This window comes from Gammaproteobacteria bacterium (genome assembly GCA_036381015.1).
Classification (GTDB): domain Bacteria; phylum Pseudomonadota; class Gammaproteobacteria; order Steroidobacterales; family Rariloculaceae; genus ZC4RG20.
Map to the genome: position 1 here is coordinate 1 of DASVDR010000017.1, position 15,049 is coordinate 15,049.

General features: G+C 71.6%; 13 protein-coding genes and 1 other RNA gene. 11 read left to right on the forward strand and 3 right to left on the reverse strand.

From position 1 onward, the window contains the following. Positions 1-224 precede the first annotated feature (224 nt). From VF329_06820 to VF329_06830, 3 genes are all read right to left on the reverse strand, one after another. Entirely contained in the window at positions 225-803 is a 579-nt protein-coding gene (locus tag VF329_06820; GenBank protein ID HEX7080709.1) for a phosphoheptose isomerase, read from the reverse strand. Positions 804-878: 75 nt separating this feature from the next. After that, positions 879-1,250: a YraN family protein gene (locus VF329_06825; GenBank protein HEX7080710.1), complete on the reverse strand. Its 372-nt coding sequence runs from the start codon at positions 1,248-1,250 to the stop codon at positions 879-881. Positions 1,251-1,338: 88 nt separating this feature from the next. After that, the gene (locus tag VF329_06830; GenBank protein ID HEX7080711.1) at positions 1,339-3,237 is read right to left on the reverse strand and encodes a penicillin-binding protein activator; all 1,899 of its coding nucleotides are present in this window, start codon (positions 3,235-3,237) and stop codon (positions 1,339-1,341) included. 113 nt (positions 3,238-3,350) lie between these two features. Here VF329_06830 and rsmI point away from each other — a divergent pair, with 113 nt between their 5' ends. The 11 genes from rsmI to ftsW all read left to right on the forward strand — a co-directional run bounded on the left by rsmI (position 3,351) and on the right by ftsW (position 15,048). Further along, positions 3,351-4,163 (forward strand): 16S rRNA (cytidine(1402)-2'-O)-methyltransferase, encoded by an 813-nt coding sequence (gene rsmI, locus VF329_06835; protein HEX7080712.1) that lies wholly within the window; start codon positions 3,351-3,353, stop codon positions 4,161-4,163. Positions 4,164-4,299: 136 nt separating this feature from the next. Then, an RNA gene (gene rnpB, locus VF329_06840) (RNase P RNA component class A) lies at positions 4,300-4,641 on the forward strand. A 321-nt stretch (positions 4,642-4,962) separates the two neighbouring features. Further along, positions 4,963-5,418: a division/cell wall cluster transcriptional repressor MraZ gene (mraZ, locus tag VF329_06845; GenBank protein HEX7080713.1), complete on the forward strand. Its 456-nt coding sequence runs from the start codon at positions 4,963-4,965 to the stop codon at positions 5,416-5,418. 13 nt (positions 5,419-5,431) lie between these two features. Then, the gene (gene rsmH, locus VF329_06850; GenBank protein HEX7080714.1) at positions 5,432-6,382 is read left to right on the forward strand and encodes a 16S rRNA (cytosine(1402)-N(4))-methyltransferase RsmH; all 951 of its coding nucleotides are present in this window, start codon (positions 5,432-5,434) and stop codon (positions 6,380-6,382) included. After that, entirely contained in the window at positions 6,379-6,669 is a 291-nt protein-coding gene (gene ftsL / locus VF329_06855; GenBank protein ID HEX7080715.1) for a cell division protein FtsL, read from the forward strand. The genes rsmH and ftsL overlap by 4 nt, the downstream gene beginning before the upstream one ends. Beyond that, positions 6,666-8,483, forward strand: a complete 1,818-nt coding sequence (locus VF329_06860) for a penicillin-binding protein 2 (protein ID HEX7080716.1) — start codon at positions 6,666-6,668, stop codon at positions 8,481-8,483. The genes ftsL and VF329_06860 overlap by 4 nt, the downstream gene beginning before the upstream one ends. Continuing rightward, complete coding sequence (locus VF329_06865) at positions 8,480-10,033, forward strand: UDP-N-acetylmuramoyl-L-alanyl-D-glutamate--2,6-diaminopimelate ligase (GenBank protein ID HEX7080717.1); 1,554 nt, start codon at positions 8,480-8,482, stop codon at positions 10,031-10,033. The genes VF329_06860 and VF329_06865 overlap by 4 nt, the downstream gene beginning before the upstream one ends. Then, the gene (gene murF / locus VF329_06870) at positions 10,033-11,397 is read left to right on the forward strand and encodes a UDP-N-acetylmuramoyl-tripeptide--D-alanyl-D-alanine ligase (protein ID HEX7080718.1); all 1,365 of its coding nucleotides are present in this window, start codon (positions 10,033-10,035) and stop codon (positions 11,395-11,397) included. The genes VF329_06865 and murF overlap by 1 nt, the downstream gene beginning before the upstream one ends. Then, positions 11,391-12,479, forward strand: a complete 1,089-nt coding sequence (gene mraY, locus VF329_06875; protein ID HEX7080719.1) for a phospho-N-acetylmuramoyl-pentapeptide-transferase — start codon at positions 11,391-11,393, stop codon at positions 12,477-12,479. Before murF ends, mraY begins: the two co-directional genes overlap by 7 nt. Beyond that, positions 12,479-13,900 (forward strand): UDP-N-acetylmuramoyl-L-alanine--D-glutamate ligase, encoded by a 1,422-nt coding sequence (gene murD / locus VF329_06880; GenBank protein ID HEX7080720.1) that lies wholly within the window; start codon positions 12,479-12,481, stop codon positions 13,898-13,900. The genes mraY and murD overlap by 1 nt, the downstream gene beginning before the upstream one ends. Then, positions 13,897-15,048 carry a putative lipid II flippase FtsW gene (ftsW, locus tag VF329_06885; protein ID HEX7080721.1) on the forward strand — a complete coding sequence of 384 codons (1,152 nt, stop codon included), beginning with the start codon at positions 13,897-13,899 and terminating at the stop codon, positions 15,046-15,048. Before murD ends, ftsW begins: the two co-directional genes overlap by 4 nt. Position 15,049: the final 1 nt, after the last annotated feature.

Genomic DNA, 15,049 nt, shown 5'->3' on the forward strand with positions numbered 1-15,049 from the left:
GCCGGGTCGGCGGAGGATCGTTACGCGTTCCGGGCACGTGCCGGTATCGTGCCTTCCGGGACGCTCGCGCGCATGGCCGGGGTCCTCGGCGCGAACGCAGTGAGCGCTGGGGTGGCGGTTGCGCGCGAGCGAGCCTACCGGGATGTATTTACGGCGGTCCCGGAAGGCGCGATGCCGGCGCGTGCCCGGAACGCCGCAGCGACCTCACAACTGCGCCGACGCGCCTACCCGCCCAAGAGCTCCGCGTCGATCAAATCACACAAGCAATGAACGATGAGAATGTGCACTTCCTGGATGCGGCACGTCCGCTGCGCCGGCACGCGAAGCTCGACGTCGTCCGCGCGCAGCGCCTGCGCGATCTCGCCGCCGTCGCGCCCGGTCAGCGCCACGACTTTCATGCCGCGCTCGTGCGCCGCGCGAATCGCGCGCAGGACGTTCTCCGAGTTGCCGGAGGTCGAGATGCCGACGAGCACGTCCTCCGCCTGCCCCAGCGCGCGCACCTGCTTGGCGAAGATATCCGCGAACTCGTAGTCGTTCGAGATCGACGTCAACGTCGAGCTGTCCGTCGTCAGCGCCACCGCCGGAAGCCCGGGCCGCTCGAGCTCGAAGCGATTCAGCAGCTCGGCCGAGAGGTGCTGCGCGTCGGCCGCGGAGCCGCCGTTGCCGCACGTGAGGATCTTGCCGTCGGACAGTAAGGCCTGCGTCATCAGACGAGCCGCGGCGGTGATCAGGGGCGCAAGCTCCGCCGAAGACTGCTTGACCGCGATGCTTTCGCGGAAGTGATCGAGTACGCGTTCGTCCATGACCGAGAACGGTGCCGAAACCCCGCCACTGTGCCTGCAACCCGCGGACCGTTCAACACATTGCCGTCGGCGCGATCAGCCGGCGTCGAACGCGCTGCGGATCCATTCGAATCGCGGCTCCGGGGATTCGATGGCCTCGATGGCGACGACGTCGAAGCGGAGCGGCCGCTCCGCCCAGCGAGGACGGCGCATCAAAAGGTGCCGCGTGGCGTTCACGATCCGCCGGCGCTTGCGCTGGTCCACGCTCGCGAGGGCCGTGACGTACCCCGTGCTGCGGCGGGCGCGGACCTCGACGACGATCAGCATCGTGCCGTCGGTGCAGACGAGATCGAGCTCGCCGAGACGGCAGCGGTAGCGCTTCAGCAGCGTGCGGATTCCGCGTTGCTCGAGATAGCGGCTCGCCGCTTCCTCCCAATGCAGCCCGGCGGCGACGCGGTCGCGGCTCATCCGCAAAGCGCCCGGCGGCGTCTCGACGGGGCGCGCCCCCGCCTGCTGCTGCGGCCGCTTTGCGCGGGCATCGGGGCGCGGTGCCGGCTCAGCGGGCGCCGACGATCTCTCCGGCATCCTCCGGCGACGCGAGCCCGGGCGCGGGCAGGGCCTCGAGCGCGACCGGCCGGCCGTTGCGGAACTGCGCGAACGGCAGCAGGCGGTGCACTCGGCCGATGGCGTCGAGCTCGAGCCGGCCGGAGAGCCCGTCCACGGGCCAGTCGCTGGACCCGCCGTACAGGTAGCCGACCAGCTCGTACGCGTCGACGCCCATCGCATAGAAGCGCAGGTTGCTCGATGCCGCGCGACTGGGCCAGTAGCTCTGAAGGCGCCGCCGCAGCTCGGCGGCTTCCGCGTCCGGCCGCAGCAACCAGGGCGCGTCCGGAAAATAGATGTCGTTCAGATCCTCGTCGCGGGCGACGTCGGCGGGCTCGTAGATGTCGGAGGTCGCGTACGTCGGAATGTCCCCGGCGAAGTGATACTCGAGCGCCGGCGCGAGCAGACGGCCGACGCTTCGCGCCGGCGCTGCGAGGAAGATCATGTCGACGTCCTGGCGACGCCTCGGCTCGAATGCGAGCGACAGGCCGAGGTCGGCGGCGAGCTGCCGGCGCCGCTGCTCGCTGTCGTCGAGATGGAGCAGCGCCTCGATCGGCGAGGAAAAGTCCTGCGCCTCGGTGCTGTAGCTCTCGTAGCCGAGGAAGCGCCCGCCGAGCGACTCGAACTCGGTTCTGAAGCTGTCCAGCAGGCGCAGGCCCCACGTGGTCGTCGGCACGAGCGCGACGGCGGTGCGGGCGCCGGCGGCAAACGCCCTTCTCGCGACGGCCTGCGCCTCGTCCTCGGGCCAAAGCGCGAACTGATAGAAGCCGTTCAGAAGGGAGGTATCCGCCTGCACGAAGTTCAGCGCAAGCGTGGGCACGAGCCCCGCTTGTGCGACGATGCTGTCGACCTCCGGACGCAGCAGCGGGCCGACGATGAACTCCGCGCCTTCGAGCTGTGCGCGGCGATACGCTTCCGGCGCGCTGATCCTGCCGGTGTCGTACACGCGGATCACGGGATCGCCGCCGGCCGCGTCCGCGCGGCGCGCCGCGAAGTGCGCGGCGAGAAAGCCGTCGCGTATCGCGATCGCGGCGTTGCGCTGCGGCGACGTGATCGGCAGCAGCACCGCGATCTGGCTCGGATAGGCGACGACGCCGCCCCGCAGGCCGCCCGAAAGCTCGGCGAGCAGCGCCGCGGCCGGATGGCCGGCATGCCCCCGCCGCCACTCGAGCAGCTCGCTGCGCAGCTCGGGACCGGTGACGCCCGAAGCGGCGATCGGCGCGAGCGCGAGCCATCCGTCGACGACCTCGTCGCCCGTGGGCTCGGTCGGAACCTCGCCCGCCGCGCCGAGCCCTTCCCAGATCATGCGCTGGTTCTCGAGGATCGCTTCGCCGTTCTCGAGCCACGTCTCGCGCTCGACGAGCGTGCGCACGGCGTCCACCGCACGGCCGACGTCGAACAGCGCGCGGCCGCGGATGCCCTGCGCCTCGGCCAGCAGCGGAATCGGGACCGGCTCCGAGAGCTGCCCGAGCCGGGCGAGCGCGCTCTCGGCGCGCCCTTCCCGCTCGTCGACCCCGGCGAGGAGGACGAGAATCTGCTTCGCCTGGGCCTCGTCGGCGTCGCCCTCCGCCTCGGCGAGCCATGCTGCCGCGGCGGCCGTGTCGCCGACCGCGGTGGACAGCCGCGCGCCTTCGATCAGGTAGCCGGCGCGTGCGGTGCCTCTCGAGCGGTCCGCGAGCTGCCGATAGAGCTGCGCGGCGGTGCGAAGGTCGCCGGCCTCGCGGGCGTCGGCCGCGCGCGCCGCGAGCCCCGAGACGGCGTCGGGCCGCACCGTTTGCGAGGGCGTGCATGCGGCGAGCCCGAGGACGGCGGCCGCGGCGCACGCGGCGAGGGCGAGATCAAGTCTGTTCATCGGCGCGCCTGTACACTGGGTCTCACTCCATGGACCGTGTATCCGGAAAACCGAGCGGCAAAGAGACGGCGGACCGAGCGACCGGAGCACCGCCCGGCGCCGGCACCCTCTTCGTGGTCGGCACCCCGATCGGCAACCTTCAGGACCTGACTCCGCGGGCCCGTGAAGTCCTCGGCCGCGTGGCAGCCGTCGCCGCCGAGGATACCCGCCGCACTCGGGGATTGCTATCGAGTATTGGCCTCGACAAGCCACTAATCGCGTACCACGAGCACAACGAGGAGCGGCGCGCCGACGCGATTCTGGATCGGCTCGCCGCAGGCCAGTCCGTGGCGCTGGTGAGCGACGCGGGGATGCCGCTGCTCAGCGATCCCGGCTGGCGGCTCGTCGCGCGGGCGCTCGATGCCGGCCGCGACGTGCAGGTCGTTCCGGGGCCGAGCGCGATCACGGCGGCCCTCGCCGTCGCAGGCCTGCCGACGGACCGATTCGTCTTCGAGGGCTTCCTGCCGCGGCGCCCGGCCGCGCGCGAGACCCGTCTGCGGGCGCTCGCGGCCGAACCGCGCACGATGGTCTTCTTCGAAGCCGTGCACCGGCTCCCGGCGACGGTCGCCGCGCTCGAGGCGGCGTTCGGGCCGGCGCGCCCGGCGGCGCTCGCGCGCGAGCTGACGAAGCTCCACGAGCAGGTCTTTCGCGGTCCCCTCGAGGCGCTCCGGCGCGCGCTCGGCCGCGAGGTCCCGCTGCTCGGCGAGTTCGTGCTCGTCGTGGCCGGCGCCGGCGACGCTCCGGCCGCCGACGAGGCGGAGGCGGGCCGCGTGTTCGCGATCCTGCGCCGCGAGCTGCCGCCCGGGAAGGCTGCGGCGCTCGCTGCCGAGCTGACCGGCGTCCCGCGCAACGCCGTATACCGGCTCGCCGGCGGCTCGCCGGACTGACGTGCGGCCGGCGCTGCCGGCACGCGGCGGAGCTTGCCGGCTGCTATCGCGGAGCTTGCCGGCCTCTGCAAAGGAATTTGCCGGGCTCGCGCGGAGGAACTTGCCGGCTCGCGCGGAGTCGTTAAGCTGGCAGCGGGGAGTCGGCCGAGCAGTCGCCGGGACGAGTTCCCGGAGGAAAGTCCGGGCTCCATTGGGCAGGGTGCCAGGTAACACCTGGGGGGCGCGAGCCCACGGAAAGTGCCACAGAAAAGATACCGCCGGGCGAAAGCCCGGTAAGGGTGAAAAGGTGCGGTAAGAGCGCACCGCGCAGGCGGTAACGTCTGCGGCAGGGTAAACCCCACCCGGAGCAAGACCGAATAGGGGAGTGCCGAGTGTGCCCACACGAGCTCCCGGGTAGGTCGCTGGAGGTGCGCGGTGACGCGCATCCAAGATGAATGGCTGCTCTCGACAGAACCCGGCTTACAGGCCGACTCCCCCTCTCTTCCGTCCCGATGCGGGTCCCTTCGAAGCCGTCCGCACCCGCCGCCGCGCGCATGCGTCGCCGCGCGCAACCTTTTAATCCAGTCGCTGTTTGGCGACACGCCATCTTTGAATGTAGTCGCTGTTTGGTGACGCCGCCGCGCCCTGGACCGCGCCGAGCCTGTGGAAAACCGCTGTCCGTCGAGGCCGGATCGTCGCGGCTAACCGACTGTCGGGGCAACGGAATTGTGAGATGGGTCCGGTTGACAGTGGGATAGGTGTGTCTCATAGTGTCGACAAGTGGTAGAAAGTGGGCAGGAATGGGGCGACCCGTCCGGCAATGTTTCGCGGTGCCTCGAAAGTTTCCTTGGATGCCAAGGGCCGGCTGGCCATCCCGAGCCGATACCGTGAGCGGATTGCGAGCCGGGCGGAGGGCCATCTCGTCGCGACGGTCGATCGGGACTACTGCCTGCTGATCTACCCCCTCCCGGACTGGGAGGAAATCGAACGCAAGCTCGTTCGGCTGCCCTCGCTGAACCCGCAGGTCCGGCGTCTCCAACGGCTGATGGTCGGCTATGCCACGGAACTGGATATGGACGGGCACGGCCGAATTCTGGTGCCGCGGGAGTTGCGCGAGTTCGCGGGGCTCGATCGGCAGGCGATGCTGATCGGCCAGGGCAACAAGTTCGAGCTGTGGGACGAAGAGCGGTGGAACACTCGCCGAGACGAGTGGCTCGCCGCCGACGACGGGAACGCGAAGGATTTACCTCAAGAGCTTGAAACGCTGTCTCTCTAGAGCGCCCTGACGATTGAGCGGCCAGCCCGAACATCAGCCCGTGCTGGTGAAGGAAGCGCTCGACGGCCTCGCGGTGGCGGCCGAGGGCCGATACGTGGACGCGACCTACGGGCGCGGAGGACACAGCGCTGAGATTCTCGAGCGACTTGGCGGACAGGGGCGTTTGCTCGCATTGGACAAGGACCCTGAAGCAGTAGCGGCCGGACGCCGTCGTTTCGGCGCCGACGCCCGCTTCTCCATCGTGCACGCGGGCTTCGAGCACTTCGAGGCGGTGGTCGCGCCGTGGCTCGAGGGCGCTCCGCTGCGCGGCGTGCTGTTCGACCTCGGCGTGTCGTCTCCGCAGCTCGAGGATGCCGCGCGCGGCTTCAGCTTCTCGCGCGAAGGTCCGCTCGACATGCGGATGGATCCGACCCGGGGCGCGTCCGCGGCGGAGTGGCTCGCGCGCGTGGCGCCTTCCGAGCTCGAGCGCGTGCTGCGCGAGTACGGTGAGGAGCCGCGGGCTCGGGCCGTGGCTGCGGCGATCGTCCGCGCACGCGCGAAGGCGCCGTTGACTCGGACGACGGAGCTCGCCGAGATCGTGTCCCGCGCGGCCGGCCGCGGCAAGCGCGGAATCCATCCGGCGACGCGGACGTTCCAGGCGATCCGCCTCGCCGTGAACAGCGAGCTTCCGGCGCTCGAGAAAGGGCTGACCGAGGCGGAGCGGATGCTCTCGCCCGGCGGGCGGCTCGTCGTCATCAGCTTCCATTCGCTCGAGGACCGCATCGTGAAGCGGCACTTCGCGCGCGCCGCGCGAGGCGATCCCCGGTATGCCGGGCTGCCGAACGTGCCGCCGGCGGCGCGCCCGACGCTGCGGCTCTGCGGCCGGCTCGTTCGGCCCACGGCCGCGGAGATCGCGCGCAACCCCCGGGCGCGGAGCGCACGTCTCCGCGTGGCCGAGAAGCTCGCGCCGGGAGCCGCGGCATGATCCGGTCGCAGAAGGGGGAGCTTGCGGTCGCGTTATCGCTCGCCGCGGCCGTCGTCGCGTCGGGCGTGATGCTCGTGCGCGCCGAGCACGACGCGCGCCAGCTTTTCATCGAGCTCGAGGAGCTGAACCGCGAGCAAGACCGCCTGCAGGTCGACTGGGGCCGTCTGCAGCTCGAGCAGAGCACGTGGGCGACGCACGCGCGAATCGAAACGCTCGCCCGCGAGCGCCTGAATCTCGCCGAGCCCGCGGCGGAGCAGGTCGTGATCGTCACGGAGCCGCCGCGATGAGCGCGCGCCAGAGACAGGCGCCGGTTCGGCCCGCGCGCTGGCGCGCGGCGCTGCTGCTCGCCGGCCTCGTGGCCGCGGCCGGCGCGCTCGAAGGGCGCGTGCTGTACCTTCAGCTCGCGCGCCGCGATTTCCTCGCCGAGCAGGGCGAGAACCGCCACCTCCGCACGGTGCAGATCGCCGCGCACCGCGGACCGATCGTCGATCGCAACGGCGAGACGCTCGCGGTCAGCACGCCCGTCGACAGCATCTACGCGAATCCGAAGGAGATGAAGCCCGCGCTCGACCGGCTTGGCGAGCTCGCTCGCGCGCTCGGCATGGACGAAGCGTCGCTCGCCCGGCGCATCACGAGCAATCTGAATCGCGAGTTCGTCTATCTCGAGCGGCACTTGCCGCCCGCGCGCGCCGCCGAGGTGCTGAGCCTCGGCATTCCCGGCGTTCACACGCTGCGCGAATACCGCCGCTACTATCCGGCCGGCGAGGTCATCGGCCACGTCATCGGCTTCACGGACATCGACGACGCGGGTCAGGAAGGGCTCGAGCTCGCGTTCGACTACTGGCTCGCGGGCGAGAGCGGCAGCAAGCGCGTCGTGCAGGATCGGCTCGGCCGCATCATCCGCGACATCGAGCTGATCGAGGAGCCGCGGCCGGGGCGCACGTTGACGACGAGCCTCGACCTGCGCATCCAGTATCTCGCCTATCGGGAGCTGAAGGCGGCCGTGACCGAGAGCCGCGCCCGCTCGGGCTCGCTCGTGGTCCTCGATCCGGCCACCGGCGAAGTGCTCGCGATGGTGAACCAGCCCGCGTACAACCCGAACGACCGCTCGCAGTTCGAGGTCTCCCGGTATCGCAACCGCGCGGTCACGGACATCTTCGAGCCGGGCTCGAGCTTCAAGCCGTTCGCGCTCGCCGCCGCGATCGAGGCGGGGCTCTACGGTCCCGACTCGATCATCGACACGTCGCCCGGATATCTCAAAGTCGGCTCGCGCATTCTGACCGAGGACCATTCGAACCTCGGTCCGATCACGCTGACGACGGTGCTCGCGAAGTCGAGCAACGTCGGGACCGGGCACGTCGCGCTCGAGATGGATGCCGAATATCTGTGGAGCGTGTTCTCCGGGTTCGGCATCGGCCGGCTGACCGACAGCGGCTTCCCGGGCGAATCCGCCGGCGTCCTGCACGATCCGCGGCACTGGGGGCTGATCGAGCAGGCGACGATGTCCTACGGCTACGGGCTTTCGGTCACGGCGCTGCAGCTCGCGCGGGCGTACGCGGCGATCGCCGGCGGCGGCGTGCTGCGTCCGGTCTCGTTCCTGAAGCTCGACGAGCCGCCCGAAGGCGAGCGGGCCATCTCGGCGAGCACCGCCGCATCGATGATCGAGATGATGGAGGCGGTCGTGAGCCCCGTCGGGACCGGCCAGCAGGCCGCGATCCCGAACTACCGCGTGGCCGGCAAGACCGGCACGGCGTGGAAATCGAGCCCCGGAGGGTATTCGAAGGATCGCTACACGTCGGTCTTCGCCGGCATGGCGCCGGCGAGCGATCCGCGGATCGTCGCCGTCGTCGTGATCGACGAGCCGAGAGGCGGGGAGTACTACGGCGGCGACGTCGCGGCGCCGGTCTTCTCTCGCGTCGTCGCCGGCGCGCTGCGGCTCCTCGCCGTGCCGCCGGACGCGCTCGCGGAGCCCCCGCTCACGATCCCGGTGCCGCCGCTCCGGGACCCGGCCCTGACGCACGTGCCGCCCGTGCCGCCCTCTCCGGCGGCGGGCGCCGGCCCGGCCGTGTCGCTCGCGGCCCACACCGAGGTGCCGCGATGATGACCGCGCCGATCCTCCCCGGCACGCCGCTCGCTGCCTTGCTCGGGCCCGAGGCCGGGGCACTCGCTTCCGTGCGGATCGACGATCTCGTGATCGACAGCCGCGAGGCGCGGCCCGGCGCGGCGTTCGTCGCCGTCCGCGGCGGGCGCAGCCACGGTCTCGATTTCGCGGCCGAGGCGCTCGCGCGCGGCGCCGCGGTCGTCCTCTACGATCCGGACGGCGCCGGCGAGATGCCGAGCGGCGTCGCGGGCCGCGCCGTCGCCGTGCCCAGGCTCAAAGGCCGTCTCGGCGATCTTGCGCGCAGGCTCTACGGCGCCGCGCTCGGCGACGTCGACCTCGCCGGCATCACCGGCACGAACGGCAAGACGACCGTCGCGTATCTGATCGCACAGGCGATGGCCGAGCTCGGGAGGCCGTGCGGCTACATCGGCACGCTCGGCTACGGCGTGCCGCCCCGGCTCACGCCGCATGCCCTCACGACACCGGACTGCTTCACGCTCCATCGGGAGCTGATCGCGCTCGCGGCCGGCCATTCTGCCGTGGAGGTCTCGTCGCACGCGCTCGCCCAGGATCGCGTCGCGGGCCTCGTGTTCGCGACCGCGGCGATCACGAACCTGACGCGCGATCATCTCGACGAGCACGGCGATTTCGAGCACTACGGCCGCGCGAAGGCGCGGCTCTTCGCACGCGAGGGGCTGCGTTGCGCGGTGCTGAACGTCAACGATCCGTTCGCCGCTCATGTCGGCGCGACCCTGCCCCCGGCCGTGCGCACGATACGCGTCGCGGCCGCCGGCGCGCGGCGCGGCGCGAACGGTCGCTCGGCCGACGACGCGCTCGCGAGCGCCTCGGCCGCCGAGGCCGATCTCGCGGCGGCCGTGACCGCACGGGGGCTCGCCGGTCTCGAGCTCGACGTGTTCGGCCGCTACGGCGAGGCGCGGCTCGTCTCGCCGCTGATCGGCGGCTTCAACGCCGAGAACCTCCTCGTCGCGCTCGGCGTGCTCGTCTCGTGGGACGTGCCGCTCGGTGCCGCGTGCGACGCGCTCGGGCGCGCCGCGCCGCCGCCCGGCCGGCTCGAGGTCGTCGCGGCGGGCGACGCCGGCGGGACGGCGGGGGCGCCCTGCGTCGTCGTCGACTACGCCCACACGCCGGACGGCTTGGAGCGCGCGCTCGATGCGGTGCGCGCGCCGACGTCCGGCGAGGTGTGGTGCGTGTTCGGCTGCGGCGGCGACCGCGACCGCGGCAAGCGCGCCGCAATGGGCCGCGCGGCCGCGGCCGGCGCCGAGCATCTCGTGCTGACCGACGACAACCCGAGGAGCGAGGACCCCGAGCAGATCGTCCGCGACGTCCTCGAAGGCGTCGGCGCGCATCCGAGCGTCGCGATCGAGCACGACCGCGGCCGGGCGATCGCACGCGCGATCGCGGCGGCGAAGCCCGGCGACGTCGTGCTGATCGCCGGCAAGGGTCACGAGACGTCGCAGTGGATCGGCACCGCGCAGCGGCCGTTCAGCGATCGCGCCGCCGCGCTCGACGCGCTCGGAGAACGCTCTTGATGGCGCGCACGCTTGCCGCCGTCGCGGAGGCCGTGCACGGCCGCCTCGTCGGCGCCGATGCGCCGTTCGGCGACGTCGGCACCGACACGCGCACGCTTCGCCGCGGCGCGCTCTTCGTCGCGCTTCGCGGCGAGCGCTACGACGGGAACGCGTTCGTCGCCGACGCCGCGGCGAAGGGCGCGGCGGGCGCGCTGGTCTCCGCGCGCTCGCCCGCGGCGCTGCCGCAGATCGAGGTCGCCGACACGCGGGCGGCGCTCGGGCAAATGGCCCGCGCATGGCGCGCGGGCTTCTCGATACCTGTCGTGGCCGTCACCGGCAGCAGCGGCAAGACCACGGTCAAGGAGCTGATCGCCGCGATCCTCGGCGTGTCGCGACGGGTGTGCGTGACGCAGGGCAACCTGAACAACGACATCGGCTTGCCGCTCACGTTGATGCGCCTCGCGCCCGAGCACGAAGCGGCCGTCGTCGAGCTCGGCGCGAACCACGCCGGCGAGATCGATGCGCTCGCGCGGATCGCGGCGCCCCGGGTCGGCGTGATCACGAATGCCGGCGCCGCGCACCTCGAGGGGTTCGGGTCGCTTGCGGGCGTCGCGGCCGCGAAAGGCGAGCTGCTCGACCACCTGCCGCCGGACGGCGCCGCGGTGCTGAACGCCGACGACGCCTTCGTCGGCGAGTGGCGAGCCCGCTCCCGTGCCGGACACGTGCTCACGTTCGGTGTGCGGAGCCGCGCCGACTTCATGCCCGCCGGCGAGCCCGAGTTCGGCGCGTCCGGCGCCCGCTTCGCGATGACGACGCCGGGCGGCAACGTCGAAGTCGAGCTGCCGCTTCTCGGCCTTCAGAACGTCGCGAATGCGCTCGCCGCCGCGGCCGCCGCGCATGCCGCGGGTGCCGGGCCGGCGGAGATCGCCGCGGGTCTCGCCCGCGCGGTGCCGGTCCGCGGCCGGATGACGGCGCTGCCGGGACGGGGCGGATCGCGCGTCGTCGACGACAGCTACAACGCGAACCCGTCGTCGGCGCGCGCCGCGCTCGACTACCTCGCGACGGTCGCGGACGGGCGAATTTTCGTCCTCGGCGACATGCTCGAGCTCGGCCCGGACGCCGCGGCCCTGCACCGCGACGTCGGCGCGTATGCACAAGGGCGCTGCGACCGGCTGATCACGATCGGGACGCTGTCGAGGCATGCGGCCGCGGCATTCGGCGAGCGCGCCGCGGCGTTCGACGACGTCGAGTCGGCGATCGCCGAGATCGTGCCGGCGTTGGCCGAAGGTGTGACGGTGCTCGTGAAGGGATCGCGGGCGATGGGCCTCGAGCGCGTCGTCGCCGCGCTCGCCGCGCCGGTCGGCACGGAGGGCGCACCGTGCTGATCCAGATCACCGACTTCCTGACCCGCTATCACTCGGGCTTCAACGTCTTCAGCTACCTCACGATGCGCGCGATCGCGAGCGCGCTTACCGCGCTCGTGCTGTCGCTCGCGGTGGGCCCGTATCTGATCCAGCGCCTCTCGAAGCAGCGGATCGGGCAGAACATTCGCGACGAGGGGCCGATCTCGCACCTGCCGAAAGCCGGAACGCCGACGATGGGCGGCGCGCTGATCTTGGTTGCGATCGGCGTGAGCACGCTGCTCTGGGCGGATCTCCACAACCGCTTCGTCTGGATCGTGCTCGTCGTGATGCTCGCTTTCGGCATCGTCGGCTTCGTCGACGACTACAAGAAGCTCGTGCTCGGCAACGCCGAGGGGCTCAAGGCGCGCAGCAAGTATTTCTGGCAGTCGCTGGCCGCGCTCGCGGGGGCGATCGCGCTCTACGTGACGGCGGAAAACCCGGCGGTCGAGCATTCGCTGCTTATCCCGTACTTCAAGAACCTGACGATTCCGCTCGGGTCCGTCGCTTACATCCTCTTCACTTACTTCGTGATCGTCGGCAGCTCGAACGCGGTGAATCTCACCGACGGTCTCGACGGTCTCGCGATCATGCCGGCCGTGCTCGTCGGGGGCGCGCTCGGCGTGATCGGCTGGGCCGCCGGCAACGTCGTGTTCGCTTCCTATCTCGGCATTCCGTACGTCGCCGGCGCGGGGGAGATGCTGGTTTTCTGTGCGGCGCTCGCAGGCGCCGGCCTGGGCTTCTTGTGGTTCAACACGTACCCGGCCCAAGTGTTCATGGGCGACGTCGGCGCACTCGCGTTGGGCGCGGCGCTCGGGCTGGTGGCCGTGGTCGTGAGGCAGGAGCTGGTGCTGTTCATCATGGGCGGTGTCTTCGTCGTCGAGACCGTCTCGGTGATCATCCAGGTCGCCTCCTACAAGATGACGGGCCGGCGCATTTTTCGCATGGCGCCGCTGCACCACCATTTCGAGCTCAAGGGCTGGGCGGAGCCGAAGGTCATCGTGCGCTTCTGGATCATCACGGTGATCCTCGTGCTGGTCGGCCTCGCGAGCCTGAAGATACGGTGATGGGGGCCGCGATGATGCAGAGCGAGCGCGCGCGGCAGTCGTCGACGACCGGGGCCGCGAGGAAGCGGACGCTGATCGTCGGCCTCGGGAGCACGGGGCTTTCCGCCGCCCGCTATCTCGCGCGGCTCGGCGAGCACGTGCTCGTGATCGACAGCCGCGCGCACCCGCCGTGCCTCGACGCGCTGCGTGCGGAGCGGCCGGAGATTCGGATCGAGCTCGAGACGCTCGATCCGAAGTGGCTCGCGTCCGCGTCGCGCGTCGTCTGGTCGCCGGGTCTCGATGCCGCGATGCCGCTCGCCGCGGAGGCACGCCGGCGCGGCATCGAGCTCGTCGGCGACATCGAGCTCTTCGCCCGTGCCGCGCGCGCGCCGGTGATCGCCGTGACCGGCTCGAACGGCAAGAGCACGGTCACGACGTTGACCGCGCGGATGCTGGAGGCCGCGGGCTTCGCCGCGCTCGCCGGCGGCAATCTCGGTCCGCCGGCGCTCGATCTGCTGGACGGTCCGTCCGAGGTCGGCACGGAGCCGCCGGACGCGTACGTGCTCGAGATCTCGAGCTTCCAGATGGAGACGACCGACTCGCTCCGCCCGCTCGCCGCCGCGGTGCTGAACGTCTCCGCGGACCACCTGGACCGGCACGGCGACCTCGACCGGTACGCGGCGCTGAAGGCGAAGCTCCTGGCCGCGGCCGATCACGCGGTGTTCAACCGCGACGACCCGCTCGTGCGCAGCGTCGGCGAACGTTGCACGCGGCCGGTGCCGTTCTCGACCGCGGCGGCGCTCGATCGGGGCTACTCGATCGTCGAGACGAACGGCGTCCGCCATCTCGGGCGCGACGGCAAGCCGCTCGTACCGGTCGGCGAGCTCTCGCTTCGCGGCTTGCACAACGAGGCCAATGCCCTCGCCGCGCTCGCGCTCACGGCGACCTTCCTCGACTCCGTCGGTGCGCCGGCGGACGTGCTCGACGCGGCGATCGAGGCGCTGACGCATTTCGAAGGGCTGCCGCACCGCTGCCGGCCGGTGGCCGTGCGCGGCGGCGTCGAGTACATCGATGATTCGAAGGGCACGAACGTCGGCGCCACCGTCGCCGCGCTAGGCGGTCTCCCCGGTCCGCTCGTGCTGATCGCCGGCGGCCTCGGCAAGAGCGCCGACTTCGCGCCGCTCGCGCGCGCGGCCCAAGGCAAGGTCAAGGCCGCGGTGCTGATCGGCGCCGCGGCGCGGGATATCGAGGCGGCCCTCGCGGGCGTCTGCCCGACGCGGCGCGCCGCCGATCTGCCGGCGGCCGTGCACGCCGCCGCCGGTCTCGCGTCGCCGGGCGACACGGTCCTGCTCTCGCCGGCCTGCGCGAGCCAGGACATGTTTCGCGACTACAAGCATCGCGGCGAGGTCTTCGCCGCGGCGGTCCGGGAGCTGCCGCAATGAACGCGCCGGCGAACGAGCGGATGGAGATCGATCCCGCGCTCGTCGGCGGCGTGATCGGGCTCGTCGTGCTCGGCACGATCATGGTCGGCTCGGCGTCGATCTCGATCGCCGACAGGGCGACGAGCGAGCCGTACTACTACTTGCTGCGGCACGCCGGCGCGCTCGCGATCGGCTTCGCGTGCCTCGCCGTCGCCGTGCTCGTGCCGGTCGAGACCTGGTACCGGTTGAGCTGGCTGTCGCTGCTCGGCGGCATCGCGCTGCTCGCCGTCGTGCTCGTGCCGAACGTCGGTCAGACCGTGAACGGCGCGTCGCGCTGGCTCTCGGTCGGCCCGTTCACCCTTCAGCCGTCGGAGCCCGCGCGGCTGTGCCTCCTCGTTTATATCGCGAGCTACGCGGTGCGGCGGCATCGCGAGCTCACGAGCAGCTTCCTCGGGTTCGCGAAGCCGCTCGCGGTGATCGGGATCGCGGCCGTGCTGCTTCTCAAGGAGCCGGACTTCGGCGCCGCCGTCGTGCTGGTCTGCGCAGCGCTCGGCGTGCTGTTCGCGGCCGGCGCGCGGCTTCGGGACGTGACGCTCGCGGTCGCCTTCGCCGCCGGGACGCTTGCCGTGCTCGCGTACTCGGCCGAGTACCGGATGCAGCGCCTCACGGCGTTCCTCGATCCGTGGGCCGATCCGTTCGCGAGCGGCTTTCAGCTCACGCAGTCGCTGATCGCGATCGGCCGCGGCGACTGGATCGGCGTCGGCCTCGGGGAAAGCGTGCAGAAGCTTTTCTATTTGCCGGAGGCCCACACGGACTTCGTCTTCGCGGTGCTCGCCGAGGAGCTGGGTCTCGTCGGCTCGACGACGGTGATCGCGCTGTTCACGCTGGTCGTGCACCGCGCGGTCACGATCGGGCGGCGCGCGCTCGACGCGCAGCTGCCGTTCCACGGTCTCGTCGCGATCGGCATCGGCCTCACGCTCGGCCTCGAGGCCTTCATCAACATCGGCGTGAACACGGGGTTGCTGCCGACGAAGGGACTCACGTTGCCGCTGCTGAGCTACGGGCGCTCGAGCACGGTGGTCACGCTCGCGGCGCTCGGGCTGCTGTTCCGCATCCGCCACGAGCTCGGCGCGGCCGAGCGGCGCGCGAAGAAGAGGAGCGCGGCGTGAG